General features: G+C 71.7%; 24 protein-coding genes and 5 tRNA genes. 18 read left to right on the top strand and 11 right to left on the bottom strand.

The features are described from left to right. Positions 1-177: 177 nt before the first annotated feature. Complete coding sequence (locus tag ACY34J_RS05635; RefSeq protein ID WP_462725585.1) at positions 178-846, bottom strand: lysophospholipid acyltransferase family protein; 669 nt, start codon at positions 844-846, stop codon at positions 178-180. 253 nt (positions 847-1,099) lie between these two features. Here ACY34J_RS05635 and ACY34J_RS05630 point away from each other — a divergent pair, with 253 nt between their 5' ends. The 3 genes from ACY34J_RS05630 to ACY34J_RS05620 all read left to right on the top strand — a co-directional run bounded on the left by ACY34J_RS05630 (position 1,100) and on the right by ACY34J_RS05620 (position 3,561). After that, positions 1,100-2,242 carry a glycerophosphodiester phosphodiesterase gene (locus tag ACY34J_RS05630; protein ID WP_462725586.1) on the top strand — a complete coding sequence of 381 codons (1,143 nt, stop codon included), beginning with the start codon at positions 1,100-1,102 and terminating at the stop codon, positions 2,240-2,242. Between the two features lie 145 nt (positions 2,243-2,387). Next, positions 2,388-2,903 (top strand): sigma-70 family RNA polymerase sigma factor, encoded by a 516-nt coding sequence (locus ACY34J_RS05625; protein WP_462725587.1) that lies wholly within the window; start codon positions 2,388-2,390, stop codon positions 2,901-2,903. A gap of 160 nt (positions 2,904-3,063) precedes the next feature. After that, a complete protein-coding gene (locus ACY34J_RS05620; protein ID WP_462725588.1) occupies positions 3,064-3,561 on the top strand; it encodes a GNAT family N-acetyltransferase in 498 nt (165 codons plus the stop codon). A gap of 51 nt (positions 3,562-3,612) precedes the next feature. On the opposite strand, the gene ACY34J_RS05615 is transcribed toward ACY34J_RS05620, so the two are convergent. Then, positions 3,613-4,041 carry a hypothetical protein gene (locus ACY34J_RS05615; protein ID WP_462725612.1) on the bottom strand — a complete coding sequence of 143 codons (429 nt, stop codon included), beginning with the start codon at positions 4,039-4,041 and terminating at the stop codon, positions 3,613-3,615. Between the two features lie 22 nt (positions 4,042-4,063). Further along, on the bottom strand, positions 4,064-4,432 hold the full coding sequence (locus ACY34J_RS05610; RefSeq protein WP_462725589.1) for a hypothetical protein: 369 nt from the start codon (positions 4,430-4,432) through the stop codon (positions 4,064-4,066). Between the two features lie 549 nt (positions 4,433-4,981). Here ACY34J_RS05610 and ACY34J_RS05605 point away from each other — a divergent pair. From ACY34J_RS05605 to ACY34J_RS05570, 8 genes are all read left to right on the top strand, one after another. After that, a complete protein-coding gene (locus ACY34J_RS05605; RefSeq protein ID WP_462725590.1) occupies positions 4,982-6,025 on the top strand; it encodes a methionine ABC transporter ATP-binding protein in 1,044 nt (347 codons plus the stop codon). Next, positions 6,022-6,738: a methionine ABC transporter permease gene (locus ACY34J_RS05600; protein WP_462725591.1), complete on the top strand. Its 717-nt coding sequence runs from the start codon at positions 6,022-6,024 to the stop codon at positions 6,736-6,738. The genes ACY34J_RS05605 and ACY34J_RS05600 overlap by 4 nt, the downstream gene beginning before the upstream one ends. Positions 6,739-6,811: 73 nt before the next feature. Then, positions 6,812-7,669: a MetQ/NlpA family ABC transporter substrate-binding protein gene (locus ACY34J_RS05595; RefSeq protein WP_462725592.1), complete on the top strand. Its 858-nt coding sequence runs from the start codon at positions 6,812-6,814 to the stop codon at positions 7,667-7,669. 132 nt (positions 7,670-7,801) lie between these two features. Beyond that, the gene (locus ACY34J_RS05590) at positions 7,802-8,440 is read left to right on the top strand and encodes a GNAT family N-acetyltransferase (protein ID WP_462725593.1); all 639 of its coding nucleotides are present in this window, start codon (positions 7,802-7,804) and stop codon (positions 8,438-8,440) included. Positions 8,441-8,616: 176 nt separating this feature from the next. Next, on the top strand, positions 8,617-9,909 hold the full coding sequence (gene cbiE, locus ACY34J_RS05585) for a precorrin-6y C5,15-methyltransferase (decarboxylating) subunit CbiE (protein ID WP_462725594.1): 1,293 nt from the start codon (positions 8,617-8,619) through the stop codon (positions 9,907-9,909). 281 nt (positions 9,910-10,190) lie between these two features. Then, positions 10,191-13,805 (top strand): nicotinate-nucleotide--dimethylbenzimidazole phosphoribosyltransferase, encoded by a 3,615-nt coding sequence (cobT, locus tag ACY34J_RS05580; RefSeq protein WP_462725595.1) that lies wholly within the window; start codon positions 10,191-10,193, stop codon positions 13,803-13,805. 781 nt (positions 13,806-14,586) lie between these two features. Continuing rightward, positions 14,587-15,843: a uroporphyrinogen-III C-methyltransferase gene (gene cobA / locus ACY34J_RS05575; RefSeq protein ID WP_462725596.1), complete on the top strand. Its 1,257-nt coding sequence runs from the start codon at positions 14,587-14,589 to the stop codon at positions 15,841-15,843. Between the two features lie 171 nt (positions 15,844-16,014). After that, entirely contained in the window at positions 16,015-16,833 is an 819-nt protein-coding gene (locus ACY34J_RS05570; RefSeq protein WP_462725597.1) for a TrmH family RNA methyltransferase, read from the top strand. 61 nt (positions 16,834-16,894) lie between these two features. Here the strand turns inward: ACY34J_RS05570 and ACY34J_RS05565 are convergent, their stop codons facing one another. Then, complete coding sequence (locus tag ACY34J_RS05565) at positions 16,895-18,247, bottom strand: serine/threonine-protein kinase (RefSeq protein WP_462725598.1); 1,353 nt, start codon at positions 18,245-18,247, stop codon at positions 16,895-16,897. 227 nt (positions 18,248-18,474) lie between these two features. On the opposite strand from ACY34J_RS05565, the gene ACY34J_RS05560 reads away from it, so the two are divergent. Next, positions 18,475-18,738, top strand: a complete 264-nt coding sequence (locus tag ACY34J_RS05560; RefSeq protein WP_462725599.1) for a hypothetical protein — start codon at positions 18,475-18,477, stop codon at positions 18,736-18,738. Here the strand turns inward: ACY34J_RS05560 and ACY34J_RS05555 are convergent. Continuing rightward, positions 18,735-20,366 carry an IS1634 family transposase gene (locus tag ACY34J_RS05555; protein WP_462725600.1) on the bottom strand — a complete coding sequence of 544 codons (1,632 nt, stop codon included), beginning with the start codon at positions 20,364-20,366 and terminating at the stop codon, positions 18,735-18,737. The genes ACY34J_RS05560 and ACY34J_RS05555 overlap by 4 nt on opposite strands. 408 nt (positions 20,367-20,774) lie before the next feature. Here ACY34J_RS05555 and ACY34J_RS05550 point away from each other — a divergent pair, with 408 nt between their 5' ends. From ACY34J_RS05550 to ACY34J_RS05540, 3 genes are all read left to right on the top strand, one after another. Beyond that, positions 20,775-20,984 carry a hypothetical protein gene (locus ACY34J_RS05550; protein WP_462725601.1) on the top strand — a complete coding sequence of 70 codons (210 nt, stop codon included), beginning with the start codon at positions 20,775-20,777 and terminating at the stop codon, positions 20,982-20,984. A gap of 341 nt (positions 20,985-21,325) precedes the next feature. After that, complete coding sequence (locus ACY34J_RS05545) at positions 21,326-22,336, top strand: phosphotransferase (RefSeq protein WP_462725602.1); 1,011 nt, start codon at positions 21,326-21,328, stop codon at positions 22,334-22,336. A 63-nt stretch (positions 22,337-22,399) separates the two neighbouring features. After that, positions 22,400-22,672, top strand: a complete 273-nt coding sequence (locus tag ACY34J_RS05540) for a TFIIB-type zinc ribbon-containing protein (RefSeq protein WP_462725603.1) — start codon at positions 22,400-22,402, stop codon at positions 22,670-22,672. Positions 22,673-22,734: 62 nt separating this feature from the next. On the opposite strand, the gene ACY34J_RS05535 is transcribed toward ACY34J_RS05540, so the two are convergent. From ACY34J_RS05535 to ACY34J_RS05515, 5 genes are all read right to left on the bottom strand, one after another. Then, positions 22,735-22,806, bottom strand: a tRNA-Val gene (locus ACY34J_RS05535). 32 nt (positions 22,807-22,838) lie between these two features. Further along, positions 22,839-22,910, bottom strand: a tRNA-Val gene (locus ACY34J_RS05530). Between the two features lie 47 nt (positions 22,911-22,957). Continuing rightward, positions 22,958-23,029 (bottom strand) — tRNA-Val (locus ACY34J_RS05525). A gap of 1 nt (position 23,030) precedes the next feature. Further along, positions 23,031-23,104 (bottom strand) — tRNA-Cys (locus tag ACY34J_RS05520). A gap of 27 nt (positions 23,105-23,131) precedes the next feature. Beyond that, positions 23,132-23,204: transfer RNA gene (locus ACY34J_RS05515), tRNA-Gly, on the bottom strand. Between the two features lie 260 nt (positions 23,205-23,464). Between ACY34J_RS05515 and ACY34J_RS05510 the strand changes: the two genes are divergently transcribed. The 3 genes from ACY34J_RS05510 to ACY34J_RS05500 all read left to right on the top strand — a co-directional run bounded on the left by ACY34J_RS05510 (position 23,465) and on the right by ACY34J_RS05500 (position 26,292). Next, positions 23,465-24,547 carry a chorismate-binding protein gene (locus ACY34J_RS05510; RefSeq protein ID WP_462725604.1) on the top strand — a complete coding sequence of 361 codons (1,083 nt, stop codon included), beginning with the start codon at positions 23,465-23,467 and terminating at the stop codon, positions 24,545-24,547. Continuing rightward, positions 24,544-25,380, top strand: coding sequence for an aminotransferase class IV (locus tag ACY34J_RS05505; RefSeq protein ID WP_462725605.1), 837 nt, complete (start codon positions 24,544-24,546; stop codon positions 25,378-25,380). Before ACY34J_RS05510 ends, ACY34J_RS05505 begins: the two co-directional genes overlap by 4 nt. A 69-nt stretch (positions 25,381-25,449) precedes the next feature. Continuing rightward, complete coding sequence (locus ACY34J_RS05500; protein ID WP_462725606.1) at positions 25,450-26,292, top strand: GNAT family N-acetyltransferase; 843 nt, start codon at positions 25,450-25,452, stop codon at positions 26,290-26,292. A gap of 28 nt (positions 26,293-26,320) precedes the next feature. Here the strand turns inward: ACY34J_RS05500 and ACY34J_RS05495 are convergent, their stop codons facing one another. After that, positions 26,321-26,833: a DsbA family protein gene (locus ACY34J_RS05495; RefSeq protein ID WP_462725607.1), complete on the bottom strand. Its 513-nt coding sequence runs from the start codon at positions 26,831-26,833 to the stop codon at positions 26,321-26,323. Between the last annotated feature and the right edge of the window lie 115 nt (positions 26,834-26,948).

Below are 26,948 nucleotides of genomic sequence, written 5' to 3'. Positions count from 1 at the left end.
TCTCTCAAAATGAGACGTCGATGTCTCATTCGGTCTATTACGGCGCCAACTCGCCCTGCGCGCGCCCCTGCTGGACATGCGGCTCTTCCACCGCCGCGGCTTCATCGGAGCGATCCTTGCCGACCTGCTCACCATCTTCGGGCTGCCCGCACTGTCATTCCCGTTGGCGTCGCGCGGTCAGGCGGCCTTCGCCTTGGTCGCGTACATGTCCACGTACTCCTGACCCGACAGCCGCATGACCTCGCTCATGACCTCGTCGGTCACCGCGCGCAGCACATAGCGGTCCCGGTCCATGCCCTCGTAGCGGGAGAAGTCCAGGGGCTCGCCGAAACGCACGGTCACCGGCTTGATCCGCGGCATGCCCTTGCCGCCGGGCTGCACCTTGTCCGTCCCGACCACCGCGAACGGGACCACCGGGGCGCCGGTCATCAGCGCGAGCCGCGCGATCCCGGTGCGGCCGCGGTAGAGACGGCCGTCGGGGGAGCGGGTGCCCTCCGGGTAGATGCCGAAGACCTTGCCCTCCTCGAGCACCCGGCGGCCGGTCATCAGCGCCGCGACACCGCCGTGTCCGCCGTCCCGGTCGACCGGGATCATGCCGGCCGCGCCGAAGAACCACGCCATGGCGCGGCCCTTGACGCCCTTCCCGGTGACGTACTCGTCCTTGCCGATGAAGTACACCTGCCGCTTGACGATCAGCGACAGGAACATCGAGTCGATGAAGGTGACGTGGTTGCCGGCCACGATGACTGGTCCGGTGTCGGCGATGTGCTCCAGGCCCTCGACCTTCGGGCGGAACAGGACACGCATGACGAATCCGAGAATCGCCTTCAGCAGGATGCGGGACAACGGATCCTCCGGTCGTGATGGTCGGCTCAGGTGCGGCGTTCGCGGCCCAGGCGGCCGATGAGTCTGCAGGTGAGGACGATACTCGCGGGTCGGTCCTGATCGCACGCCGGGTTCGTGCAGTCGATACGCAGTGTTGACCTGTGTTGCTCCTGCGTTCCTTGTGGTGTCTCCCGTTCGAAAGGGTCAACCCCCTAGTATCGAGCGGCCGTTCGGCAGGACAGCCGGCGGCAGGAGATCACAGCAAGGAGTGCTCATGGAGCAGGAGCAGCAGCCCGGTCGGCGCGCCCTCCTGGGGGCGGCTGCCCTCGGTGCCGGAGCGGTCGTGTTCGGCGGAGCGGGTGCGGCGCGCGCGGCCGAGAGCGCGGGAAGTACCCGGCCGGACCTGCCGGTGCCCACAGTCATCGCACACCGCGGGGCCAGCGGCTATCGGCCGGAGCACACCCTGGGCTCGTACCAGCTCGCCCTCGACATGGGTGCCGATGTGATCGAGCAGGACCTGGTGCCCACCAAGGACGGGCATCTGGTCTGCCGCCACGAGAACAACATCGCCGGCACCACCGATGTCGCCGACCACCCCGAGTTCGCCGCCCGCAAGACGACGAAGACGGTGGACGGGGAGCAGATCACCGGCTGGTTCACCGAGGACTTCACCCTCGCCGAGCTCAAGACGCTCCGCGCCAAGGAGCGCATCCCGGACACCCGGCAGCACAACACCCTCTACGACGGCCGCTGGGCGGTCCCCACCTTCGAAGAGGTCCTCCAGTGGGCTGAAAAGGAGGGCCGCAAGCGGGGCCGGCCGGTGTGGCTGCACATCGAGACCAAGCACCCCAGCTACTTCCGCAAGCTGGGGCTCGGCCTCGAGGAGCGCCTCGCGACGCTGCTGCGCACGTACGGGCGGAACACCGCCGACGCCCCCAACTTCCTGCAGTCCTTCGAGCCGAGCAGCATCGAGCGGCTCGCGAAGCTCGTCGACTGCCCCAAGGTCGTTCTGCTGTGGACTGCCGACTACCGCCCCTGGGACTTCGAGGAGAGCGGCGACCCGCGCACCACCGCCGACCTCATCAAGCCTGGGGGTCTGAAGTGGATCGCCGGCTTCGCGCAGGGCATCGGCCCGGTCCTCAGCCTGATCATTCCGCAGGACGGGACCGGCAAGCTCGGCAAGCCCACCACGCTCGTACGGGACGCGCACGCGGCGGGGCTGATCCTGCACCCGTACACGATGCGCAACGAGAACAGCTTCCTGCCGGCCGACTTCCAGCGCGGGACGGACCCGAACGCGTACGGCGACGCGTTCGGCGCGTTCCAGACGTACTTCGCGACCGGGATCGACGGGATCTTCTCTGACAACGCGGACACGGCGTTGCTGGCGCGGGCCGACTTCCTCAAGCAGGGCTGAGCGGTTTCTCTCCCGCCCACCCGCCCGTGTCCGGGGGCGGGTGGGCGGGGAACAGCGTGCCGAGAGCCGTCGGCCGAGCCACCCACACGGGTGACTTACGGGCCCCTGTGAAACCGGACCGCGCGCGAGCGCTGTCCGGCCCGGTATGACATCGACCGACCTCCTCACCTCGCTGCGCCCCCTGCTCACCGCCGAAGCGGAGGCCGAGGCGTACGGGACGGGCGTCGAGCCCGCGGACCTCGAACAGGCCGTACTGCTGCGGCTGCTGGAGCGCACCCGCGCCAGCGGCCCGCCCGCCGTGCCGGCCGACTGGGTGCGCGCCGCCGTCCGTACCGAGGCGCGCTGCGCCCGCCGCCGGGCGCAGCGCGAAGTGCCGTACGAAGCGGCGGACGGCGATCCGGGGGCAGCCGTCGAGGACCGGGTGCTGGCCGCCGAGACCCGCCGCGCCCTGCGCGCCGCTGTCGCCCGGCTCCCCGGACGGTGCCCTCGATTGATGCGCGCGTTACTGTCCCCGGCCGACCCGACATACCGCGAAGTCGCAGGTGAGTTGGGAATCTCACAAGGGAGTTTGGGGCCCATACGTTCCCGCTGCCTTGGATGTTTGCGCAGAATGCTCGTGGCGGAGGTTGCGGCTCCCGAACTCCGGGGAAAGGAGCGTTAGCAGACCGGCGCCATGGCGGCTGGGGGCACTCCCATGGCTGCGCCGGGGCGTAGCTGGGGGAGCACCCCACGACGTCACCAGTCAGGGCACCACACGGCCCGGGCGCCCCTCGACACCCTCGTCGCGCCCGGGCGACCGATGAGTAGGGAGGCGTGCGCACATGGGCATGAGCGTGACCATCTCTGCGGCGAACGACCAGGACGCCGAGCAGATCCTCAAACTGCAGTACCTCTGCTACCAGAGCGAGGCGGAGCTGTACGGCGACTACACCCTCGAGCCTCTCACCCAGACGCTCGACGACCTCCGCGCCGAACTGAGCCAGGGCTGTGTGCTCGTGGCCCGGCTCGGCGAGGAGGTCGTCGGCTCGGTGCGGGGCACCGTCGACGAGGACGGCACCGCCCGGCTCGACAAGCTGATCGTGCACCCCCGGATGCAGCGGCACGGGCTCGGCGGCCGGCTGCTCGCGGCGATCGAGGAGCGGCTGGCCGCGGACCTCGCGGCCAAGCGGTACCGGCTGTTCACCGGTCACCGCAGCGACGGCAGTCTGCGGCTGTACCGCAGCCACGGCTATGCCCCCGTCGGCACCGAGCAGATCTCCCGCCGACTGAGCCTGATCACCCTGGAGAAGGGCGTGGAGAAGTACGTCACCAGCGCCTGAGCCGCCCGGCCACCCGCCTCTTGGAAGCTCTGAGAGGCGGGTGGCCGCCGATCAGGCCCGCCGGCGGGCCCGGCGCAGCCAGAAGAGCCCGGTCACGGGCAGCACGAGCGGCAGGAAGAGATACCCCATCCCGTATTCGGACCAGACGGTCTCGTCGGGGAAGGCGGACGGCTCGACCAGGGTCCAGGTGCCGACCGTCAGCACGCCGGCCAGCTCGGCGGTGCAGCACACCAGGGCCAGCCTGCGCGCCGTCTCGCCGCCGCGCACCAGCGACACCGTGATGAACGCGTACACCAGCGCGGCGACCGCCGAGAGGACGTAGGCGAGCGGCGCCTGCTCGTACTGCGTGCTCAGCTGAAAGATGGACCGCGACGCGGCCCCGACGGTGAACACCCCGTACAGCGCCAGCAGCAGCCGGCCCGGTCCCTCGCTCAGCCCGCCCGGCCGTCCGGTGGCCCGCGCATCCGCCGTCCCCGTCACGCTCGTCTCGCTCGGGCTCGTCTCACCCACCGTGACCTCCCCAGACGTCGAACAGCCGGACCTCCAGCACGGCCAGCACCACGGCGCCCGCGGCGACGGTCGCCGAACCCCAGCGGGTGCGCTCCGCGAGCGACAGGAATCCGGCCCCCGGGACGGCCGCGGCGGCGGCGATCAGATACGCCACGAACACCGCCGTACTCTCCTGCGGCCGCTCGCCCCGGGCCAACTGGACCACGCCGACCACCAGCTGGCCGAGCGCCAGCACGGTCACGACCGCCATGCCGATGAAGTGCCAGTCCTTGGTCGGCTGGTCGCGAAATGCGGCGAAACCGCACCAGGCGGCGAGCAGAAGGGCGGCCACCGATACCGTGACCGTCAGCGCGTCGAGCATGCCGTGACTCTAATGCGCCCGTTTTCTCCCGCTGCGCGCGGGGCCGCCGGGATGCGCACCGTGGCATTGGCCACAACGCACGACCGCGCGGAGCTGTCCGCCGAGGCCGTCATCACCCGCCTCTCCTCGGTATCCGCGCAGGCCACGGCCCCGAGGAGTGGAGATCACGGCAACGGACTGACCGCTGTCCATCATTCGGACAGAGGCGTCCGATATTCGGGCCGCGTTGATCGGGACCTGCCGCGGTCTGCTTTACTTGCGGCCATGACCACGACGAGCGACCGCACCCGCGCGACCGAGGCGATGATGCCGCCCGGTGCTCGTTGTATGTGTCGAATGTGTGACCGCTGAGGGCCCCTGCGCCTCGCGCCCCGAAGCGAGACCCCGCCGAGCCGTGTCCGTACACCCCATGGCGGACCGCGCCCGTCCGCGTCACGACTGCCCTCCGGGGCCGCCCCGCGCCCCTGCACCGTGCCGCGCCGAAGCACACGAATGCCCCGTGTGCGGCGGCCACCACTCCGCCGTGCACTCGACAGTGACGGAAATCCTGTGATCACCACAACAGGCCTGACCAAGGTCTACCGCTCACGAGGCCGCGAGGTCACCGCCCTGGACGGCGTCGACCTGCACGTCCGCGAAGGCGAGGTGTACGGAGTCGTCGGCCGTAGCGGAGCCGGCAAGTCCACCCTCATCCGCTGTGTGAACCTCCTGGAGCGCCCCAGCTCGGGCACGGTCACCGTCGACGGCCAGGACCTCACCGCCCTCGCCGGGCGTGGTCAGAGGGCGGGCGCCGCCCTGCGCCAGGCTCGCAGCCGCATCGGCATGGTCTTCCAGCACTTCAACCTGCTGTCCTCGCGCACCGTGCAGGGCAATGTCGAACTGCCGCTGGAGATCCTCGGTGTCTCCGGCAAGGAGCGCTCCCGCAAGGCCCTGGAACTCCTCGGCCTCGTCGGCCTGGCCGACAGGGCCAAGGCGTACCCGGCCCAGCTCTCCGGCGGCCAGAAGCAGCGTGTCGGCATCGCCCGCGCACTCGCGGGTGACCCGAAGGTGCTGCTCTCCGACGAGGCGACCAGCGCCCTCGACCCCGAGACCACCCGCTCCATCCTTCAGCTGCTGCGCGACCTCAACCAGCAGCTCGGCCTCACGGTGCTGCTCATCACGCACGAGATGGACGTCGTCAAGACGATCTGCGACTCGGCCGCGCTGATGAAGGGCGGGCGGGTCGTCGAGTCCGGCACCGTCGCGGAACTGCTGGCCACGCCCGGCTCCGAGCTGGCCCACGAGCTGTTCCCGGTCGGCGGAGAGGCGTCGGGCCCGGACCGTACGGTCGTGGACATCACCTTCCACGGCGAGGCCGCCACCCAGCCCGTGATCTCCCAGCTGTCGCGGACGTACAACATCGACATCTCGATCCTGGGTGCCGCGATGGACACCGTCGGCAGCAGGCAGATCGGCCGGATGCGCATCGAACTGCCCGGCCGCTACGAGGAGAACGTCGTGCCCATCGGCTTCCTGCGTGAGCAGGGGCTGCAGGTCGACGTGACCGACCCGGCGGCGACCACCGCCGAGCTGGTGAAGGAGGGCGCCAAATGACCTGGTCCGAGATGCAGCCGCTGCTGTCCAACGCGTGTCTGGACACCCTCTTCATGGTCTGGTGGTCCACGCTCTACGCCGTACTCGGCGGACTTCCGCTGGGCATCCTGCTGGTCCTCACCGACCGCGGTGGGCTGCTGCAGAACATCGTGATCAACAAGGTTGTCGGCGTCGTCGTGAACATCGGCCGCTCGCTGCCCTTCTTCATCCTGATGATCGTGCTGATCCCGCTCTGCCGCGTTCTCATCGGCACCTCCATCGGGCCCAGCGCGGCGGTCGTACCGCTCGCCATCGGCGCCATCCCGTTCTTCGCCCGCCTGGTGGAGACCGCGATCCGCGAGGTCGACCACGGCCTGGTCGAGGCCGTCCAGGCGATGGGCGGCGGGACCTGGACCCTGGTGTTCAAGGTGCTGCTGCCGCAGGCGCTGCCCTCGATCATCGCCGGCCTCACCACCACCGTCATCGCACTCATCGGCTACTCCGCGATGGCCGGTTCGATCGGCGGCGGAGGTCTGGGCAACCTGGCGTATGTCTACGGCTACCAGCGCTTCGAGACCGGCCTGATGCTCGTCACGGTCGTCCTGCTGATCGTCATCGTCACCCTGGTGCAGCTCCTCGGCGACCTGGCCGTACGGCAGCTCAGCCGCCGCGGCCGGTCCCAATCCACCGCACCCGTACGGCTGCTGCGCTCCCGGTTCCGTACGGCCGCCTGAACCACCCAACACCCCAGGAGCCCGGACCCTTTGCCGGGCACCCCATCCTGTGAACAAGAAAGAGGCACTCTTCGTGCGCAACACCATCAAGATCACCGCTGCCGGCGCGGCCGCCGCCGCCCTCACCCTCGGCGCCACCGCCTGCAGTGCGCCCTCCGACGCCGACCCCGGCGCCAAGCAGGGCGACAAGAACGCCGCCCTCGTGGTAGGCGCCAACCCGACGCCGCACGGCGACATCCTCAACTTCGTCAAGGACCACCTCGCGAAGAAGGCCGGACTCAAGCTCGACGTCAAGGAGTTCAGCGACTACTCGCAGCTGAACCCCGCCACCGAGAGCGGTGACGTCGACGCCAACTTCTTCCAGCACAAGCCGTTCCTGGACGACTTCAACAAGGAGAAGGGCACGCACATCGTGCCCGTGGTGAACGTTCACATCGAGCCGCTGGGCCTGTACGCCGGCAAGGTCAAGAAGCTGTCGGACCTCAAGGCCGGCAAGACCATCGCCCTGCCCAACGACGCCACCAACGAGGGCCGCGCGCTCAAGCTGCTCGCCGACAACGGCCTGATCAAGCTCAAGGACGGGGTCGGATCCCAGGCCACCCTGGGGGACATCACCGACAAGAAGGGCCTGAAGTTCACCGAGCTGGAGGCTCCCCAGATCCCGGCCCGGCTCGCCGACGTCGACGCCGCCGTGATCAACGGCAACTTCGCCATCGGCGCCAAGCTGAAGCCCGCCAAGGACGCCCTGGCCCTGGAGAAAGCGGAGAACAACCCGTACGCCAACTTCCTCGCGGTGGAGAAGGGCCACGAGAACGACCCCCGGGTGAAGAAGCTCGCGAAGCTCCTCAACTCCCCCGAGGTCAAGAAGTTCATCGAGGACAAGTTCGGCGACGGCTCGGTCATCCCGGCCTTCGGCGCCGTGAAGGGCTGACACCTGGCACAGGCCCCGCGCACCCCACGGGACTGCGCGGGGCCTGGCCGTACCCCCGCCCCGCGCTGCACTTCGCCGGCCCGATGCTGCATGCTGGGCTCCCAGACAGGTCCCCCGGTTACGGAGCGGCGCATGACATCCACCTTCCCGGACATCTCCATCAGCACGGACCGGCTGGTGCTGCGCCCGTTCGAGGAAGACGACGTGCCCGCCCTCGCGGACATGATGAACGACGAACTCGTCACGGCCTGGACCTCCGTACCCCAGCCGTACACCCTGCGCGACGCCGAGGACTGGGTCGCCCGGTTCGCCCCCGCCGAGCGCGCCGAGGGCCGGGGCATCGTCCTCGCCGTCGCGGAAGTCCTCACCGGGCGGCTGGTCGGCACCGTGCATCTGCGGAACACCAACTGGCGCTGCCGGTCCACCGAGATCGGCTATGTCACCGCTCCCTGGGCGCGGGGCGAGGGATATGCCTCCGAATCGGTGCACGCCGTGGCGCAGTGGCTGTTCCAGGACCAGAAGTTCGAACGGCTGGAGCTGCGTACGGCGGCCGACAACACCGCGTCGCAGCAGGTGGCCCAGAAGATCGGCTGCATCAGCGAAGGCGTGCTCCGCAGCGCCTGGATAGCGCGGGCCCAGACGGAGGACGGCAGCTGGACCGAGGTACGCACCGACCTGATCGTATGGAGTCTGCTTCCCGAGGACTTGGAAGACATATCGGATGGAACGGCGGATGCCGACGGCTACGCCACGTTCGCGCGCTGGAGCTGACGCCCCGCCGGATTACAGCCGCCCCAGCGCCGCGCTGTAGTACCTGCTCAGGACCAAGGGGCGCACCTCTTCGGTCTGGACCAGCCGGGGTACTGTGAACCCCGTATCCCCACATATGCTGCCCGCGCGCCCGCGGGCGCCTCGACCTGCGACATGCCCACGGGAGGCTGACAACGATGGCCGACCGGGTCACGGTGATCGGGTGGGACGGCTCGCCGCTGACCGCCGCAGCCCGCTCCGCGCTCGGCGCCGCCACCCTCGTGGCCGGCGCCCCCCACCACCTGGCGCTGCCTGAGGTGCCGCCCGGCGCGGAGCGGATCAGGCTCGGCAGCGTGGACCTCGCCGCCCGCCGGATCGCCGGGCACCGCGGCACCGCGGTCGTCGTCGCCGACGGCGACCCCGGCTTCTTCGGCGTCGTACGGACCCTGCGCGCGCCCGGGCACGGCCTGGAGGTCGAGGTGGTGCCCGCGGTCTCGTCGGTCGCCGCGGCCTTCGCCCGGGTTGGCATGCCCTGGGACGACGCCGAGGTCGTGGTCGCGCACAGCCGCGACCTTCGCCGTGCCGTCAACGTCTGCCGGGCTCACACCAAAGTCGCCGTGCTCACCTCGCCGGGCGCCGGACCGGCCGAACTCGCCCTGCTGCTCGGCAACGTGCACCGTACGTTCGTCATCTGCGAGGAGCTGGGCACCCCGCGGGAGCAGGTCACCGTCCTGACCTCGGACAAGGTCGCCGACCACACCTGGCGCGACCCCAACGTCGTCATTTCCATCGGCGGCTTCTCGCCCGGCGCCGGCCTCCAGAACACCGCCGTCGCCTGGGCAGCCGGAGCCGCAGGACCGGCGGGAGCGGCCGTGCAAGGCGGCGGCTGGATCGCCGGACGGGATCCCGTCCAGCCGGCCGGTGTGCGTGGCTGGGCCCTGCCCGCCCATGACTACGCTGCCGAGTCGTTCGGCGAGGGCGAGTCCCCCCAGCTGCGCGCCGCCCAACTCGCCCGGCTCGGGCCGCGCGTGGGCGACCTGGTCTGGGACATCGGAACGGGCCATGGAGCGGCCGCGGTAGAGGCGGCCCGGTTCGGCGCCGCCGTCATCGCCGTGGACCAGAACCCCGACGCCTGCGGGCGGGCCGCCGCCATGGCCCGCCGCTTCGGCGTCCAACTCCAGCTGGTGCACGGCATCGCACCACAGATCCTCGAGGACCTGCCCGAGCCGGACGTGGTGCGGGTCGGTGGCGGGGGAGCGCCCGTGGTTGCGGCGTGCGCCGCGCGCCGGCCTGAACGCATCGTCTCCCACGCCGCCAACCGGGACGAGGCCGAAGCCATCGGACGGGCGCTGTCCGACGGGGGATACGCCGTGGAATGCGCGCTGATCCAGTCTGTGGAGTTGGACACGTCGGCCGCGTCGGGATGGGCGGAACGGGAGCGTGACGTCGTATTTCTGCTCTGCGGACACCGCCTGCCACGTCCCTTGTGACACTCTCCCCGTGATCGAAGCGGCGCCCCGCGGAGGGTAGGCTGGCGCACCGTTGTACCGCCCCGGGACGTTCGGTGTTTTGCCGCTCAATGTCCATTCTGCGCCTCAGGGTTGAGGGCAAGCGGGGCGCGCGGTACGACGGGCGGGGGACGTACGACGTGCCGCGCGGCGCACACGCTCGTTGTTCCGAGGGGCGGGTCCGAGGGGCCGGTCGCTGCGCCGCGGCCGGGCGCGCCGGACGAGCGGTTGGAAGGAGCATTACCGATGGGCGAGGGGTACGCATGACTGACACCGGCCAGATCCCGGGCGAGGGACTGCCGGAGAACGCAGGCGGACAGCAGGAGATGCCGCACTACGCGGCTCCCTCTGCCCCTGTGGGCGGCGGCCTGTCGGAGCAGCCGGGCATCCCGGCTCAGGGTGCGTACGCGTACCACGAGCCGGCGGAGCACGCGGTCGAGGAAGACGATCTGCTGCTGATGCCGGGAGCGCAAGGGGCGTGGAGCGACCAGCAGCAAGCACAGATGCCGGTGCAGCCGCAGTACCCCGCTCAGCCGGAGGCCCATGCGCAGGCGGTGCATGTACAGCCGCAGCCGGAGCATCAGCCGGAGGCCCATGCGCAGGCGGTGCATGTACAGCCGCAGCCGGAGCATCAGCCGGAGGCGCACGCGCAGGCGGTGCACGTACAGCCGCAGCCGGAGCATCAGCCGGAGGCGCACGCGCAGGCGGTGCACGTACAGCCGCAGCCGGAGGCGGTGCACGTACAGCCGCAGCCGGAGGCGTACGGGGAGTCGCACCTGGCGGCTCACGGAGGCTACGAACACGGAATACATCAGGCCGGTGCGCACGAGACCGGTGGCCGTGACTCGGGCTCCATCGAGTACGGCGCCGTACGGATTCCGCACCCGACCACACCACAGCCCGTGGCTCCACAGCCGGTTGCGGGGCCCTCATCGGCGGCCACCGCGCCCGGGCGCCCGCGGCATCTGGGCCCGCCGGTGCCGGAGAACACCAGCGGAGTCGTACGGTCCCTCTCCGACCGGGGCCCCGCCACGCAGGCGGCTCCGCAGGCCGGACCGCCGACCACTGGCCCGGAGTACCTGGACGTGCCGGGCGAGGAAGCTCCCGCCGAGCCCGCGTACGCGGAGGCGTCTGGTGCTCCGCTGCCCGGTCCGCAGCTGGCCGAGATCCCGCCGCAAGGCGGGGCCTGGGCGCCTCAGCCCGAGCAGGTCCCGCACGGTGACGCATCCGCGGCGCCGGCCGGGCAGGGCCATGCAGTTCAGGACCACGCGGCTCAGGGCCATGGACTGCCGGATCAGGCACCGCAGGAGCACGCCCCGCAGCCGGTCGCGGCACAGCCGGTCGACCCGGTAGCCGCGCCCGGACCGGCCGAGTTCCCGCCGCAGGCCACCGAACCGGTGCCGGCGCCGGCACCGGTGGCGCCGGTCGAGCAACCGGCCGCCGATGCCACGGTTCGCGCCGCGCCGGAGCAGGTCGCCGGCCAGGCAGACGCGTTGGCAGCCGCCTCCGAGACCCCGGCCTGCCAGACCCCGGAGGCCGCTGCGGCCCCGGACGCCGGGCAGACCGCTGAGCCGGTCGCTGCCGCGACCCCCGCGGACCCACAGCAGATGCCGCCGTCCCCCGAAGCGCTGCCGGACCCTGCCGCCCAGCCGGAGACGGCGGCGGCCGAGGCTGGAGCGAACCAGATGCCGCAGCACGCTGCCGCCGAACCGTCCGCCCCGGCCGATGCCGCCGCGCAACCCTTCGAGCAGGCACCGCTTCCGCCCGCGCAGGAGCAGCCCGCCTCCGGGCCGGTCGGGCCGGAGGTCTGGCCCGCGCCCGAAGCTCAGCCCGAGGCCGTCCCCGGCCAGGGCGAGCCCGAGCCGACCGAACTCGAGCAGCTTGAGCAGCCCCTGGCGGGGCCGGAGCAGCCCGTGCAACCGGAGCAGCCCGCCGCCGCTCTCGCCGATGTAAAGGGGAACGCTGTGGAGCAGGCCCCGTTCGAGGTCCCCACGGCTGCCGCTCAGCCGGACGCCGCCGAGTCCGTAACCGAGGCAGCAGAGCCGCAGTCGGCTGACGCGTCGGAGCCGGCGCCCGAGGCGACGCCGCGGGCCGAGGCAGCCTTCCAGGAGGACCCACAGGAAGGGATGCCCGACGAGCCGGGAATGCGAGCTCCGGGGTACGACGACGCCGAACGCGCGGCCGTCCTGCGCGTCATGCGTGAGCGCCGCGACATCCGTAACGGCTTCCGCAGCGACCCGATCCCGCACGAGGTGCTGCTCCGCGTTCTGGAAGCCGCGCACACCGCGCCCAGCGTCGGGCACTCCCAGCCCTGGGACTTCGTCGTCATCCGTTCCGAGGAGACCCGGCGGACGATGCACGAGCTGGCCATGCGGCAGCGCGAGGCGTACGCCAAGTCGCTGCCCAAGAGCCGGGCGAAGCAGTTCAAGGAACTGAAGATCGAGGCGATCCTCGACACCCCGGTGAACATCGTGGTCACCGCCGACCCGACCCGTGGTGGCCGGCACACCCTCGGCCGGTACACGCAGCCGCAGATGGCGCCGTACTCCTCGGCACTCGCCGTCGAGAACCTCTGGCTCGCGGCGCGGGCCGAAGGCCTGGGTGTGGGCTGGGTCAGCTTCTTCGACGAGCGTGAGATGGTCCGGGCACTGGGTCTGCCGGAGCACCTGGAGGTCGTCGCCTACCTCTGCGTCGGTTACGTCGACGAGTTCCCGGAGGAGCCCGAGCTGATGCAGGCGGGCTGGTCCAAGCGGCGCCCGCTGTCCTGGGTCGTCCACGAGGAGACGTACGGCCGTCGGGCGCTGCCCGGCGAGCAGCCGCACGACCTGCTCGCCGAGACGCTGCAGGGGATCCGCCCGCTGGACGCGAAGGCGCTGGGCGAGGCGTGGGAGCGGCAGAAGCGGATGACGAAGCCGGCCGGTGCGCTCGGCATGCTGGAGATCATCTCCGCGCAGCTGAGCGGGCTCTCCCGGAAGTGCCCGCCGCCCGTGCCGGAGCCGGCCGCGGTGGCGATCTTCGCGGGCGACCACGGGGTGCACGCCCAGGGCGTGACCCCTTGGCCGCAGGAGGTCACCGCCCAGATGGTGGCCAACTTCCTGGGCGGCGGCGCGGTGTGCAACGCCTTCGCCCATCAAGTCGGTGCCGAGGTGTGCGTGGTCGACGTCGGCGTCGCGGGCGAACTGCCCAGCACACCCGGGCTGCTGCCCCGTAAGGTGCGGGCCGGAACGGACGACTTCACCACCGGCCCCGCGCTGTCCCGTGAGGACGTACTGCGCGCCATCGAGGTGGGCATCGAAACCGCTCGCGACCTCGTCGCCGCCGGCAACAAGGCGCTTCTGACCGGTGAGATGGGCATCGCCAACACGACGGTCTCGGCCGCATTGATCTCCGTCTACACCGGCCAGGACCCGGCGGAGGTCACCGGGCGGGGCACGGGCATCAACGACGAGACGCATGCCCGCAAGGTGGACGTGGTGCGCCGGGCCCTCGAACTGCACCGGCCGGACCCGGCGGACCCGATCGGCGTCCTGGCAGCGGTCGGTGGCCTGGAGCACGCGGCGATCGTCGGCCTCCTGCTCGGCGGCGCGTCGCTGCGTACGCCGGTCATCCTGGACGGTGTCAGCGCCGGCGCGGCCGCGCTGGTGGCGCGGGCGATCGCCCCGGAGGTGCTGGCGGCGTGCATCGCCGGCCACCGGAGCGCGGAGCCCGGGCATGTCGCCGCCCTCACCAAGCTGGGTCTGCGTCCGCTGATCGACCTCGACCTGCGGCTCGGCGAGGGTACGGGCGCGCTGCTGGCGCTGCCCGTGGTGCAGAGCGCTGCGCGGGCGATGCACGAGGTGGCGACGTTCGACTCGGCGGGCGTCACGGAAAAGGCCTGAGGCCGTACCGGGCCCCGGCCCGCTCGCCCGTGCGGGACGGGCCGGGGTGCCGCCGACGGGGCCACCGCGATCGCGCTGCAGTTGCGCGAACACCTGGCCTTGTGACTGGGGTGGCCGCCCGCCTGAGATGCGCGGCGTGACCGGGCGCACGAGCCGCGAGGCCCGCCCATGGTGCCCCACCAGGCATTCACGGCTACGTGCCGCTGTCGGCCCTTCGGCAGCTGCGGACCGGCCACGAACCGGTGGTTGCCATCAGCCAGTTCGCGGACGATCCCGCCGGCGCCGGCGATGGGAAGCGGCCGCACAGGGGTTCGCCCGTGGCACGGACATGCCTGCCCCAGGCAATGAGGCTTCAGGGCGGCAGCCGGGTGCCGGGTACGGACGGGAGGCGACGGGGTCGTAGGGATGGGGTCCTGGACGTAAAAAGCGGGTCCAGGGCCGCCAGGCCCGAGGATGCGCAGCCCGGGCTCCCCATCCCGCAGGCCCCGGCAGCGCCGCACCAGCAGCCAGGCGGCCCGACCCGCTCCGAGCCGCGCATCAAGGCGCACCAGGGCGCATCGAGCCCGCGACGAGCGGCGCCCGGGCCGGAAACCCCGGTGGCCGCGCCGGAGGCAAAGGGTGACCGGATCCCGCAGTGATCCGCAAGACAGCACGTGAGGGGCCTGGCCCCGTAGGGTGTCCGCAGGGCCCGCCGCCCGTAATGCCTCCCCGCCGCTCCAGCGCCGAAGCGGCAAGCAGCCCCCTGTTTCCCCCTTCCGCACGTACGAGGAGCCGCACGGCCATGACCGACAACGCAGCCGCGACCGCGCAGCCGCACCCCGCCTACCCCGTCGGACTGCGTCTCGCCGGGCGCCGCGTCGTCGTGCTCGGCGCGGGGCAGGTCGCTCAGCGGCGGCTGCCGGGGCTGCTCGCCGCAGGGGCCGACGTGCTGGTGATCGCCCCGTCCGCGACCCCCTCCGTCGAGGCGATGGCCGAGGCGGGCGAACTGCGCTGGGAGCGCCGCCCGTACCGGGACGGCGACCTCGCGGACGCCTGGTACGCGCTGGTCACCACCAACGACCCGGAGGCCAACGCGGCGGCTTCCGCCGAGGCCGACGCCCGCCGCGTGTGGTGCGTACGCAGCGACGACGCCGAGGAGGCCACCGCCTGGACGCCGGCCACCGGGCGCAGCGAGGGCGTGACCGTCGCCGTCCTGACCGGCCGCGACCCGCGCCGGTCCGCCGCCGTCCGCGACGCGATCGTCGAGGGCCTGCGCGACGGCACCCTCACCGCGCCCCGCCACCGCACCCGGACCCCCGGCGTCGCGCTGGTGGGCGGGGGGCCCGGCGACCCGGATCTGATCACCGTACGCGGCCGCCGTCTGCTCGCCGAGGCGGACGTCGTCATCGCCGACCGTCTGGGCCCGCGCGATCTGCTGGACGAACTCCCGCCGCACGTGGAGGTCATCGACGCGGCGAAGATCCCCTATGGCCGCTACATGGCCCAGGAGGCCATCAACAACGCGCTGATCGAGCATGCGAAGGCAGGCAAGGCGGTCGTCCGGCTCAAGGGCGGCGACCCGTTCGTCTTCGGCCGCGGCATGGAAGAGATCGAGGCGCTGGCCGAGGCGGGCATCCCCTGCACCGTCGTGCCGGGCATCTCCAGCTCCATCAGCGTCCCCGGCGCCGTGGGCATCCCGGTCACCCACCGCGGAGTCGCCCATGAGTTCACCGTCGTCAGCGGCCATGTCGCTCCCGATGACCCGCGGTCGCTCGTCGACTGGGAGGCCCTCGCCCAGCTCCGCGGCACGCTGGTGATGCTCATGGCGGTCGAGCGGATCGGTGCGATCGCCGAGGCGCTGGTCCGGTACGGCCGGGCCGCCGACACCCCCGTGGCGGTCATCCAGGAGGGCACCACGGCCGCACAGCGCCGAGTCGACGCCACGCTGGCGACCGTCGCGGAGACGGTGCGGCGGGAGGGCGTACGGCCGCCCGCGGTCGTGGTCGTCGGAGAGGTCGTCGTGGTCGGCCCCGAGCGGCCTGACCAGGGACAAGCCTGAGCGAGCGCACGCTGCCCGAGGACGGCTCTGAACGGTGATGACGGACAATGAACGTGCAAAGACCGAGGCTGACCGGGCGAGGTAACCGCCGGTAACCCCTTCCGCCCTGGGCCGGCCGGCCCGGGGCTGAGCGCCGTTGGCACCGTATCCAGGACAAGGCAGTATCACCCTGTGGCCGAACTCATCACTGTCGATGACCCCGAGGACCCCCGTCTGCGCGACTACACGGGCCTGACCGACGTGGAACTCCGCCGCAAGCGAGAGCCCGCCGAAGGCCTGTTCATCGCCGAAGGCGAGAAGGTGATCCGGCGTGCAAAGCACGCGGGATACGAGATGCGCTCGATGCTGCTCTCGGCGAAGTGGGTCGATGTGATGCGGGATGTGATCGACGAGGTTCCGGCGCCGGTCTACGCGGTCAGCCCGGAGCTCGCCGAGCAGGTGACCGGCTACCATGTGCACCGCGGTGCCCTGGCCTCCATGCAGCGCAAGCCGCTTCCGACGGCCGCCGAGCTGCTGGTCGACGCCCGCCGCGTCGTGGTCATGGAGGCCGTGAACGACCACACGAACATCGGTGCGATCTTCCGCAGCGCGGCGGCCCTTGGCATGGATGCGGTGCTGCTGTCCCCGGACTGCGCCGATCCGCTCTACCGGCGGTCGGTGAAGGTCTCGATGGGCGCCGTGTTCTCCGTCCCGTACGCACGGCTGGAAACCTGGCCGCGGGGTCTGGAGGCGGTACGCGAAGCAGGGTTCAAGCTGCTCGCCCTCACCCCGGACGAGAAGGCCACCGCCATCGACGAGGCCGCCCCGCACCGGCTGGAGCGGATGGCGCTGATGCTCGGAGCAGAGGGCGACGGGCTGTCCACGCAGGCGCTGGTGGCCGCCGACGAGTGGGTGCGCATCCCCATGGCGCACGGCGTCGACTCGCTCAATGTGGGTGCCGCGGCGGCGGTTGCCTTCTACGCGGTGGCAACGGGCCGTCAGCGGCACTGACGATGACGCTTCGTCATACTTTTGTGCTCGGTAGCGGTCGGCCCGTCACCGGCCCGGCGCTTCATCGGTCTCGAGGTTGACCGGGAGCGGGGGAGCCGGTGGCCACAGGCGTGTGCTGATCCAGCAGGGACGGCCGCGTCGGCCCTTGGCAGCCCTGAGCTGCCGCGATGCCCAGCGCCACCAGCGCGGTCACCGTGACGAAGACGATCAGCCGCTGGCGCAGCAGTCGCCGGTCGGGACCACCGCCGGGTCGTCGTCCGACCGCTGTCGTACGGGGATGCGGCCGAGCGCCCGCGCGGCCGTTCGCGCGGGGGGTGTTGCGCGCGGGGGGCGTGCGGCCCGCTGAACGCGCCCCCGGGCGGGGCTCCGGCCGCGACCCCGTACGAGGGGTGGAGGCGCGTGGCGCCTGGGAGCGGGGCACCGGGGATCCGGCCGCCTTGGAGCGGGGCGCGGAATTCCCGGCCGCGCGCCGGTCCGTGCGCTGCTGCGCGTACTCCTCAGGGAGCCGCCCGGTCGGGCGCGGAGCCGGTCCTCGGGAGTCCGTCACCGGGGAACCCGGCCGTGGGCCGGTGAGGTGTCCTTCGGCCATCCCGTGCGCCTCGCGCGCCGCGATCTCCTTGAGCCGAAGCGACAACTGCAGGGTGCTCGGCCGGTCCTCGGGATCCTTGGCGAGGCAGGCCTGGATCAGCGGCGCCAACGCGTCGGGGACGCTGTCCAACTGCGGCTCCTCGTGCACCACGCGGTAGAGCATGACCTCCGAACTGCCCTGACCGAAGGGCGAGTCGCCCGTGGCACAGTAGGCGAGGGTGGCGCCGAAAGCGAAGACATCGGTGGCCGGGGTCACGGCCGCACCACGGACCTGCTCCGGCGCGAGAAAGCCGGGCGATCCGACAGCCGTACCGACATGCGTCAGCGTGCTGGCGCCGGTCGCCCAGGCGATGCCGAAGTCGATGATGCGCGGGCCCTTGGGGGACAGCAGAATGTTCGACGGCTTCAGGTCGCGGTGCACGACACCGGCCTCGTGTACGGCCACCAGGCCCTCGGCCAGGGCCGCTCCGACCGACGCCGTCCGGGCCGCGGACAGCGGGCCCTCCTCGGCGACCTTGTCGTGCAGCGAGGGACCCGGCACGTACTGGGTGGCGAACCATGGCCGGTCGGCTTCGAGATCGGCAGCGACCAGGCGCGCCGTACAGCCGCCGCGGATCCGCCGGGCCGCCGACACCTCCCGGGCGAACCGCGACCGGAACTCCTGATCCTCCGCCAGATCCGGCCGGATCACCTTCAGCGCCACGCGCTGCCCACGCCGGTCCGAGCCGAGGTACACCACGCCCATGCCGCCGGCTCCCAGTCGCCTGTGGAGCCTGAACGAGCCGACGACACGCGGGTCCTCGCGCCGGAGCCGCATCATCGCCATGTCCCCTACCTCCGGTGGGGAGGCCCCACTCCACACTGCCGGTCGTCTGACGGGGCACAGCTTACGGATTGACGGCCCGTGGTGCTCATAGGCCGCGCATGCGTCGGCCAACGGATTGTCAGTGGCGGGTGGGATCCTCGAAGAGTGGACCGGGGGCACACCGCATCACGTGGCCTCCGGCTCCCGGCGAGAGCTCAACCATCCGGCGTAGAAGGGGGATTGAGTCGGTGAAGGGTGATCGCGTGGAGATAGTCGTTGACGCAGGGGACACGACACGGACGTACGAAGTGGTCGCGGCGCGGGCAGGGCGCCGGGTGGAGACGGCGGTGCGGAGGGGAGTGGTGGAAGTGAGCGAAGTCACCCGCAACGGCACGGTCGTGCGCACCGCGCGCTTCATGGCCAACCGTGTTCTGGCGCTGGTTGAGCAACCGATGCCCAGGACCGGAGCCGAAGGCAACGACGGTCCCCTCCGGAAAGACCCCGACGACTAGTCCCGTATTTCGCAGGTGAGGGTGGATGGGTCCAGGTACCGAGGTCTGGTCGGGTCGACGTCCAGTAGTTCGAGTAATCGGGCTTGGATGCCTTGAGGGAGGGGGACTTGTGGTGGGTCGGTGCTCGTCCCGGGGATGAGCTGGAGTCGGCCGAGGGCGGTGAAGATCAGTCGGCCGGTGGGGCGGCTGGCACGGTTGTCGGTGTGGAAGCCGCGGATTTCACGCTCGGATCCCAGGGCCTGGCGGACCTGCCGCTCGACCAGGCAGAAGATCAGCAGGGCCAGACAGATCACGGTGACCAGGGCGGCGATGCGCCGGTTGTGCTTGAGGAACATCGGCGCGACGGCGAGCGGGCCTTTGAAGTCGCCGTATCGGCGCTCGACGACCTGCTGGCCCTTGTAGCGGATCAGGGCCTCGGCTGCGTCGGCCCGGGCCGGGTCGAGGTTGGTCAGCAGTGCGTACCAGCCGTCGGCGGCGGCCTCCGCGTCGAGGGCCTGCTGGTCGAAGCTCCAGGTGAACGCGGGTCTGCCGGTTGCGGGGTCGGCGGTGACCTGGGTGTTCACCACAGTGCCGACTTTGCGGGTGCGCAGGATTTCGGTGGCGCGTTTGGCCACTGCCCCGGTGGTGGGGCGGTGCCGGGTGCCGGCGGTGCGGGCCAGGGTGTCGAGGTCCTCGGCTGCTTTGGCGAGCCTGCGGGCGCGGGCGGCCTGCTGGCCGGCGGCGTTGGCGGTGGAGTGGACCAGCACCCGGCGCAGGGGCAGCACCGGGTCGCTCTTGCGGCGTCCGGCCAGGTCCATGGTGTCTTCCAGTACGCGGTAGGCACCACGCTGTTCGGGTGGTTTGGCGGCGTCGCGGTCGGCGGTGTAGTCCACCGGCCGGGCCTGGGCGAGGTTCAAGGAGGCGAACAGCTCGGTGGGGCACAGGCTCTTGGCCAGCGGGGCGACGAACGACACCCCGGCGGCCATCATCGCGGCGACGTTGCCGTACGAGATCAGTTTGCAGTCGCCGACCAGCAGGAAGTCCCGCTCGGAAGCGATCTGCTTCAGCGCGGTCATGGCGGCGGTGACCTGGGCGACCTCGGCAGCGCCGCCGTCGTAGGCACGGTGGAAGACCGGTACCCCGCCGTCCCCGGTGACCGCAAGCCCGGTCTGTACCTGCTTCAGATCCGCGCGGCGGTCCTTGGGACGACCCCAGCGCGGAGCGGGGAAGTTCTCCTCGACGTCATCGAAAGCGCCGTGCAGGGAGATGGAGGTCATGTCCCAGTGCAGGCGGGAGACATCCAGGCCGAACGCGGCGATCGCGGCTGCGCCGACCGAGCCGGTGATGGCTTCCAGTTCCGGGGCGATGGCGTCCAGCGCACGGGCGATCCGGTCGTCATTGAGCGCCTCCGCCTGGATCCCGAAGACCTCCTCGACCGCCCACTCCTCCGCCCAGGCGGTGATGTGCTGCAAAGGCGCCGGAGCGGTGAGCCGATTGGCGACCAGCGCCTCGATCACCTCGCCGTGCGATAAACGGGCCACGTCCCTGACCGGGCAGAGCCGGTCGATGATCCCGGCGATGTCCAGCCGGCGGCAGAAGTCCGCGACCACCGGCAGCGCGGCCAGCCGCTTGGCCACCACCCGGGGCACCACCAACTCCGCCCGCCCCCGCCGAGCCCGATGCTGGGGCCGACCCGATATGACAGCCATACCCCAACCGACGAGCCAGCCCCGCGCCGGTCACCAACGGTCATCACAAAGCCATGTGCGAAGGACGGGACTAGTGGCAGATCTCCACCCAGGGGAGTACACGAGGCTCGCCGTCCTCATCCTCCGGGAGGCCGCGTGATCGATACGACGGCATGACGCCGGGCCCGTGTCGCCCGCCTAGTGTTGAGGTCAAGCGGCGGGCGCCGTACTCGTCCCCCGAGGTCAAACGTCCGCCGCCCCAGATGCGGGCACTCCCGGAGGCGTCTGTGAAGGCACCTTCGGGAGGAACCTTCGGGGGCACCTCGCAGCGAAAGCCGGGGGAGACAACGGGGAAGCGGGAGCGGGGTCATGGCGGGCATGGCGCGGCGAGCGGTCATACGGGCGTCGCGGCGGGGCAAGGCGGTTGCCGCGTTCGGCGTCCGGCGGTCCGGTACGCGTCACCCACTGGTCGCGGCCGCGATGGTGCTGCCTCTGGCGGCTCTGTTCGCGGTTGCCTTCGGCGGCTGGGATGCCGTTGTCACACAGGCGTCGTCCGTGGCCGGAATGCTGGGGCACTGAACGTCGCCCCAGGCCCGGGAGAGCGGCCCGGGTTGAGGACACCCCGGACCCCAGCAGCAGCTGGGGGACAGCTGGGGAGCCTCCGGCCATCAACCCCGTGGGGACGGGGGTACGGCGGACGGACGGCACGAATGCCCGGACAGCTGGGGAGCTGTCCGGGCTTCGCCTGCCCGGCTGCGGCTACGGGCAGGGCCCGGCTGCGCATCGGGCCGTGCGCCGCTGTTGTTCGCTCCCGGGCCACGGCCGCCCGGGACCGCGCCCGGTGTGGGCGGGCGCGTACGATCCGTCCCGGCGCGCGGACAGCGGCCCGGGTGGATCGCCCGTACAACCCAGGGGGACCCATGACCGCTTCGCTCACCGGCCGGCTGGCGGTGCTCGCCGGCATGGCGGTGCACGGCCGCGAGCCGGCCCTCCGCCGCTCGGCGCCGAGCGGCCGCATCCCCGCGCAAAGCGGCCCGGCCGGCGAGGCCGTCGTGCTCGCCGACCGGAACGACTCCACCGTCGTCCGCGTCGGCTCCATCGTCTCCAAGGCCCACGCGCCTGGCACCGATCCGGCCCAGCTGGCCGCCCGCCTCCGCGTGGCCGCGCATCCGCTCCTCGACGGCATCTTCCTGCCGCCCCTGCCGCTGTCCGCCGACGGCAGCCTCCTCGACGCGCTCCACGACGGCCGGTCGGCGACCCTGTGGCCGCTCGGCAAGCCCGTCGCACCCGACGACCCGGGCGCGGCCCCCTGGGAGCCTGCGGCGGCTCTCCTCGCCCGGCTGCACGCCGTATGCCTGGCTGAGCTTCCCGGGCCGCTGCCGCCCATGCGCGGCCCGGCCAAGGTCGCCCGGGCCGCCGCCCGCCTGCGCGCGGCAGGTGAGCCGACGGCAGCAGCGCGGACCGTCCTGCGTGCGTGGTCCAGCCTGCCGCCCTGGGCCCGCGGGGAGGGCGATCCGCCGCCCGGCGAGGTGCTCTGCCACGGCGATCTGCATCTCGGACAGCTCGTCAGGCACCCATGTCCCGACGGCCCGTGGCTGCTGATCGACGTTGACGATCTCGGCCCCGGCAACCCGGCGTGGGACCTCGCGCGGCCGGCCGCCTGGTACGCGGCGGGCCTGCTCGCCCCCGACGCCTGGGCGCGTTTCCTCGCCGCCTACCGGGCTGCCGGCGGCCGCGCCGTACCCCCCGACGGCGACCCCTGGGACGCCCTCGACATTCCCGCCCGCGCGCTGACCGTCCAGTCCGCCGCGCTCGCGCTCGCCAGGGCGGCCGCCGAGCGCCGCGCGCCCGACGAGGTCGACCAAGCGCTGGTCGACGCATGTTCTCGTATCGTCCGGCTCCCATCCGGCAACACCCGACAGATAGGGTGAACTCCCGCGCTGGGCAGTATTTCCCGGCGTTGCCGACGTCACGGGCAAGGAGCTGAACCGACGATGCAGTGTCCCAAGTGCCATGCGCCGATGCACACGTACAACCGCAGCGGTGTCCAGATAGAACAGTGCAGCGGCTGCCGGGGCATCTTCCTGGACTACGGGGAGCTGGAGTCGCTGACCCGCCTCGAGGCGCAGTGGGGGCAGCAGGCTCCCCCGCCCCCGGCCGCGCCGCAGGCCTACCCGGCCGCGCCCGCCTGGGGCGCCTCGCACCACGGCCACCATGGCCATCACCACGGTCACAAGGGCTTCGGCCGGTTGCTCTTCTCCTCGTGACAGGCCGAAGGACGAACGGCGGAGGGCCGGAGCTGATCGCTCCGGCCCTCCGGCTTTCGGTGTGGACGATACTGGGATTGAACCAGTGACCTCTTCCGTGTCAGGGAAGCGCTCTCCCGCTGAGCTAATCGTCCTCTGTGCTGCTGCACGTAGTGCGGCTGTCGCGTGCGCGATACTGGGATTGAACCAGTGACCTCTTCCGTGTCAGGGAAGCGCTCTCCCGCTGAGCTAATCGCGCTGGGCCCCCTGTACCAAGGGCCAGGGGAAGGTCCTCGCGGACCCCAGTGGACGATACTGGGATTGAACCAGTGACCTCTTCCGTGTCAGGGAAGCGCTCTCCCGCTGAGCTAATCGTCCATGGAGGTGGAGACGGGATTTGAACCCGTGTAGACGGCTTTGCAGGCCGTTGCCTCGCCTCTCGGCCACTCCACCATTGCGGGGGACGAATCCCCCACGTCGAGCGGACGACGAGATTCGAACTCGCGACCCTCACCTTGGCAAGGTGATGCTCTACCAACTGAGCCACGTCCGCAGGTGCCCCTCCGAGGCGCTTCCGCGTCCCGGCGACGTTTGAACTTTAGCGGATTCCTGGGCCAGCTCAAATTCCGTTTACCCAGCGTGCTGCCCCACCAGCCACTTGTGTCCCATCGAGCGACCTCGCCCAGACCCTGTCCGAGGGGACGCTCAGCACGCTGTGTCCACCCGCATCCGCCCTGGCGAAAGATCAACGGGCTCGGCCGAGGGTGACCGTCGCGCTCTGCCGCGCCCGTCGCCCGTCCTAGACTCGCAGCCGTGCAGGACCTCGCCCCCATGGCCCGCTTCGGTGACCTCGTCGCAGCTGATCTGCGCGACGTCACCAGTGACCCCGCAGCTCTGGACTCCGCCGGCTTCTGGGCGGTGGTGGCCGACTTCGAGGGCCGTCTGGTGTGCGCCCGCTTCGGGGACGTGCGCCGCGAGCCGGTGCCCGAGCCCCTACCCGGAGCCTGGCGCGGCCCCGCAGCCGACGCCTGGACGTCGTCCCTGGACCGGGCCGCCTACACCGCGGGCGTACGGCGTATCCGTGAGCACATCGCGGCGGGCGAGGTGTACCAGGCCAACCTCTGCCGTGTGCTCTCCGCGCCGCTGCCCGACCCCGAGCGGGCCGACGTCGACGCCCTGACCGCGCTGCTGGCCCGCGGCAACCCGGCCCCGTACGCCGGTACGGTCCGGCTCCCGGCCCACGGGGTCGAGGTCGCCACCGCCTCTCCCGAGCTCTTTCTGCGGCGCAACGGCCGGACGGTCGAGTCCGGGCCGATCAAGGGCACCGGGCGCACGCCCGAGGACCTGCTGGAGAAGGACCACGCCGAGAACGTGATGATCGTCGACCTGGTCCGCAACGACCTGGGGCGGGTGTGTGCGACCGGTTCCGTGACCGTCCCCGCACTGTGCGCGATCGAAGAGCATCCGGGCCTGGTGCACCTGGTGTCCACCGTCCGCGGTGAACTGGCGCCGGGCGCGGGCTGGCCCGAGCTCCTCGTCGGAACGTTTCCTCCCGGCTCGGTGACGGGTGCGCCGAAGTCCAGCGCACTGAGCATCATCGAGGCGCTGGAGACCGCGCCCCGCGGCCCGTACTGCGGCGGCATCGGCTGGGTCGACGCCGACCGTGGCACGGGCGAGCTGGCCGTGGGCATACGCACCTTCTGGATCGACCGCGCCGGCCTGGAGTCCCCTCTGCCGCGGGGCCGCGGAGGCCCGGTGCTGCGCTTCGGTACGGGCGCGGGCATCACCTGGGGCTCCGACCCGGAGCGGGAGTGGGCCGAGACCGAACTGAAGGCATCCCGGCTGCTCGCGGTAGCGTCGGGGGCATATCAGGTGAGTGGAGGAGTCCAACGGTGAAGATCTGGCTCGACGGGGCGCTGCGGGACATCGACGCGGCACGGGTCTCCGTGCTCGACCACGGCCTCACGGTCGGCGACGGTGTCTTCGAGACGATCAAGGCCACCGAGGGCCGTGCCTTCGCCCTGACCCGGCATCTGGAGCGGCTGGCCCGCTCGGCGCGCGGCCTCGGGCTGCCCGAGCCCGACCTCGACGAGGTGCGGCGGGCCTGCGACGCGGTGCTCGAGGCCAACCCCATGGCGCTCGGCCGGCTGCGGATCACCTACACCGGCGGGCTCTCGCCGCTCGGCTCGGACCGCGGCACCGCGCACCCCACGCTGGTCGTCGCGCTGGGCAAGACCACGCGGCGGCCTGACACCACCGCGGTCGTGACCGTGCCCTGGACCCGTAACGAGCGCGGCGCGCTGGCCGGCCTGAAGACCACCTCGTACGGGGAGAACGTCGTCGCACTCGCCCGCGCACGGGAGCACGGCGCCACCGAGGCGCTGCTGGCCAACACCGTCGGGCAGCTGTGCGAGGGCACCGGGTCCAACGTGTTCGTCGTCCTCGACGGCGAGCTGTACACCCCGCCGCTGGCATCCGGCTGCCTCGCCGGCATCACCCGTGCGCTCGTGATCGAGTGGGGCGGCGCACAGGAAGTCGACCTGCCGCTGGAGGTGCTGGAGCGCGCCGACGAGGTGTTCTTGACCTCCACGCTGCGCGATGTGCAGGGCGTGCACCGCATCGGTCCGGCGGACACCGGCCGTGAGCTGCCTGGCGCCCCCGGCCCGGTCACTGCCAAGGTGATGCGGATCTTCGACGAGCGGTCCGCCACCAACCTCGACCCGCACTGAGCCCACGCACAGAGCCCGCCCGTGCAAAACGGGTGACGGGGGAGGCGGGGAGTCGGTACAACACCTCTGATGACCACCACCCTGCGGCCCACTGGGCCGGAACAGCACGGCCCGGACGGACTGCGGTCCCGCTCGTACGACGTGTGTCTCAACAGCCGGCCCGTCGGCACGATCCACCTCAGTACGGACCAGCGGTTCGGCCCGTCCGTGGGCCGCATCGTCCGGCTCGGCATCGACGAGCCGGACCGCAAGCGCGGACGCGGGACCGTGGCCGCGCTCGCCGCGGAGGAGGTGCTGCGCGGCTGGGGCTGCCGGCGGATCGAGGTGACCGTACCGGCAGGTGCGGTGGTGGCCCGGCAGCTTGCGGAAGCCCTCGGCTACGCCGAGAGCAACCACACCATGGTCAAGCGCCTCCCCGACCAGCCGCCGGCGCTCCCCGCGGGCAGCGAGAGCCGCCCGATGAACGAGGTGGAGTTCTCGGCCTGGCTGGAGACGGCGAAGGTCTCGTACGCGCAGACCTGGATCGAGCGCGGCGTCCCGGAGGAACAGGCGCGGGCCAAGTCCGAGGCCGACCACGCGAGCCTGCTGCCGGACGGCCTCCGTACGCCCGACGCCGTGCTGCGGATCCTCTCGCACCGGGGCATCGATGTGGGCATCCTGTGGCTCTCGCTGGCCGCGCTGCTGCCGGACGACGACCTCGACGCCTTCGTGTTGAACATCGGAGTTGCGGCCGAGCACCGAGGGCAGGGCCACGGCCGCTCGCTGATGCTGGTCGCCGAGCAGCAGTGCCGGGCCGCCGGCGGCGAACGGATGGGCCTCAACGTCTTCGCCGGCAACACCCCGGCGCTCCGGCTGTACGAGTCCCTGGGCTACGAGGCGACCCAGCACCACCTGTTCAAACAGCTGCTCTGACCGGGCATACGGGCGGAGCGGAACCGGGTCAGCTCTCCCGGCCCAGCAGCCGGTCCGCGATCTGTTCGATCCGTGCGCGCAGGCCCTCCTGGCTCTTCCCGCCGTCGAGCCGCTCACCGCCGATGACGTACGTCGGGGTGCCCGTCACCCCGATCGCCTTCCCCTCCGCCTGGTCGGCGTCCACGACCAGCATGTGCCGGCCGTCGATCAGCGCGGTGTCCATCTCCTCGGCATCCAGGCCGAGTTCCTTGGCGACCTCCACCAGCAGCGGCTCACCCCGCGCGGCCAGCTCCGTCGTACGCTCCAGGACCGCCTCCACGTAGGCCCAGCCCCTGCCCTGCTCGGCCGCCTCCTCGGCGGCCTGCGCGGCGGCATAGGCGTGCCGGTGCTTCTCCAGCGGGAAGTGCCGCAGGCGCAGCTCCAGCGCGTCGCCGTAGCGCTCGCGCAGGGCGCGCAGGTCTCTCAGTGCGGTGTGGCAGTCGGGGCACTGCAGCTCGCACCAGACGTCGAGCACGGTGCGGTCGGCGGTGGTGTCGCTCATGGTGACAGTCTCCCAGCCCGCGCGCCCTCGCTCGAACCAGGATCGACGGGGATCGCCGGGGGGATCGACGGGGATCGCCGACCATGCCAGTCGATGCGGGGGCGAAGGCTTCGGT

The organism is Streptomyces sp. HSS9-12, from assembly GCF_054963655.1.
Note: the sequence above shows the minus strand (reverse complement) of the source record. Positions and strands in the feature narration are given on the sequence as shown.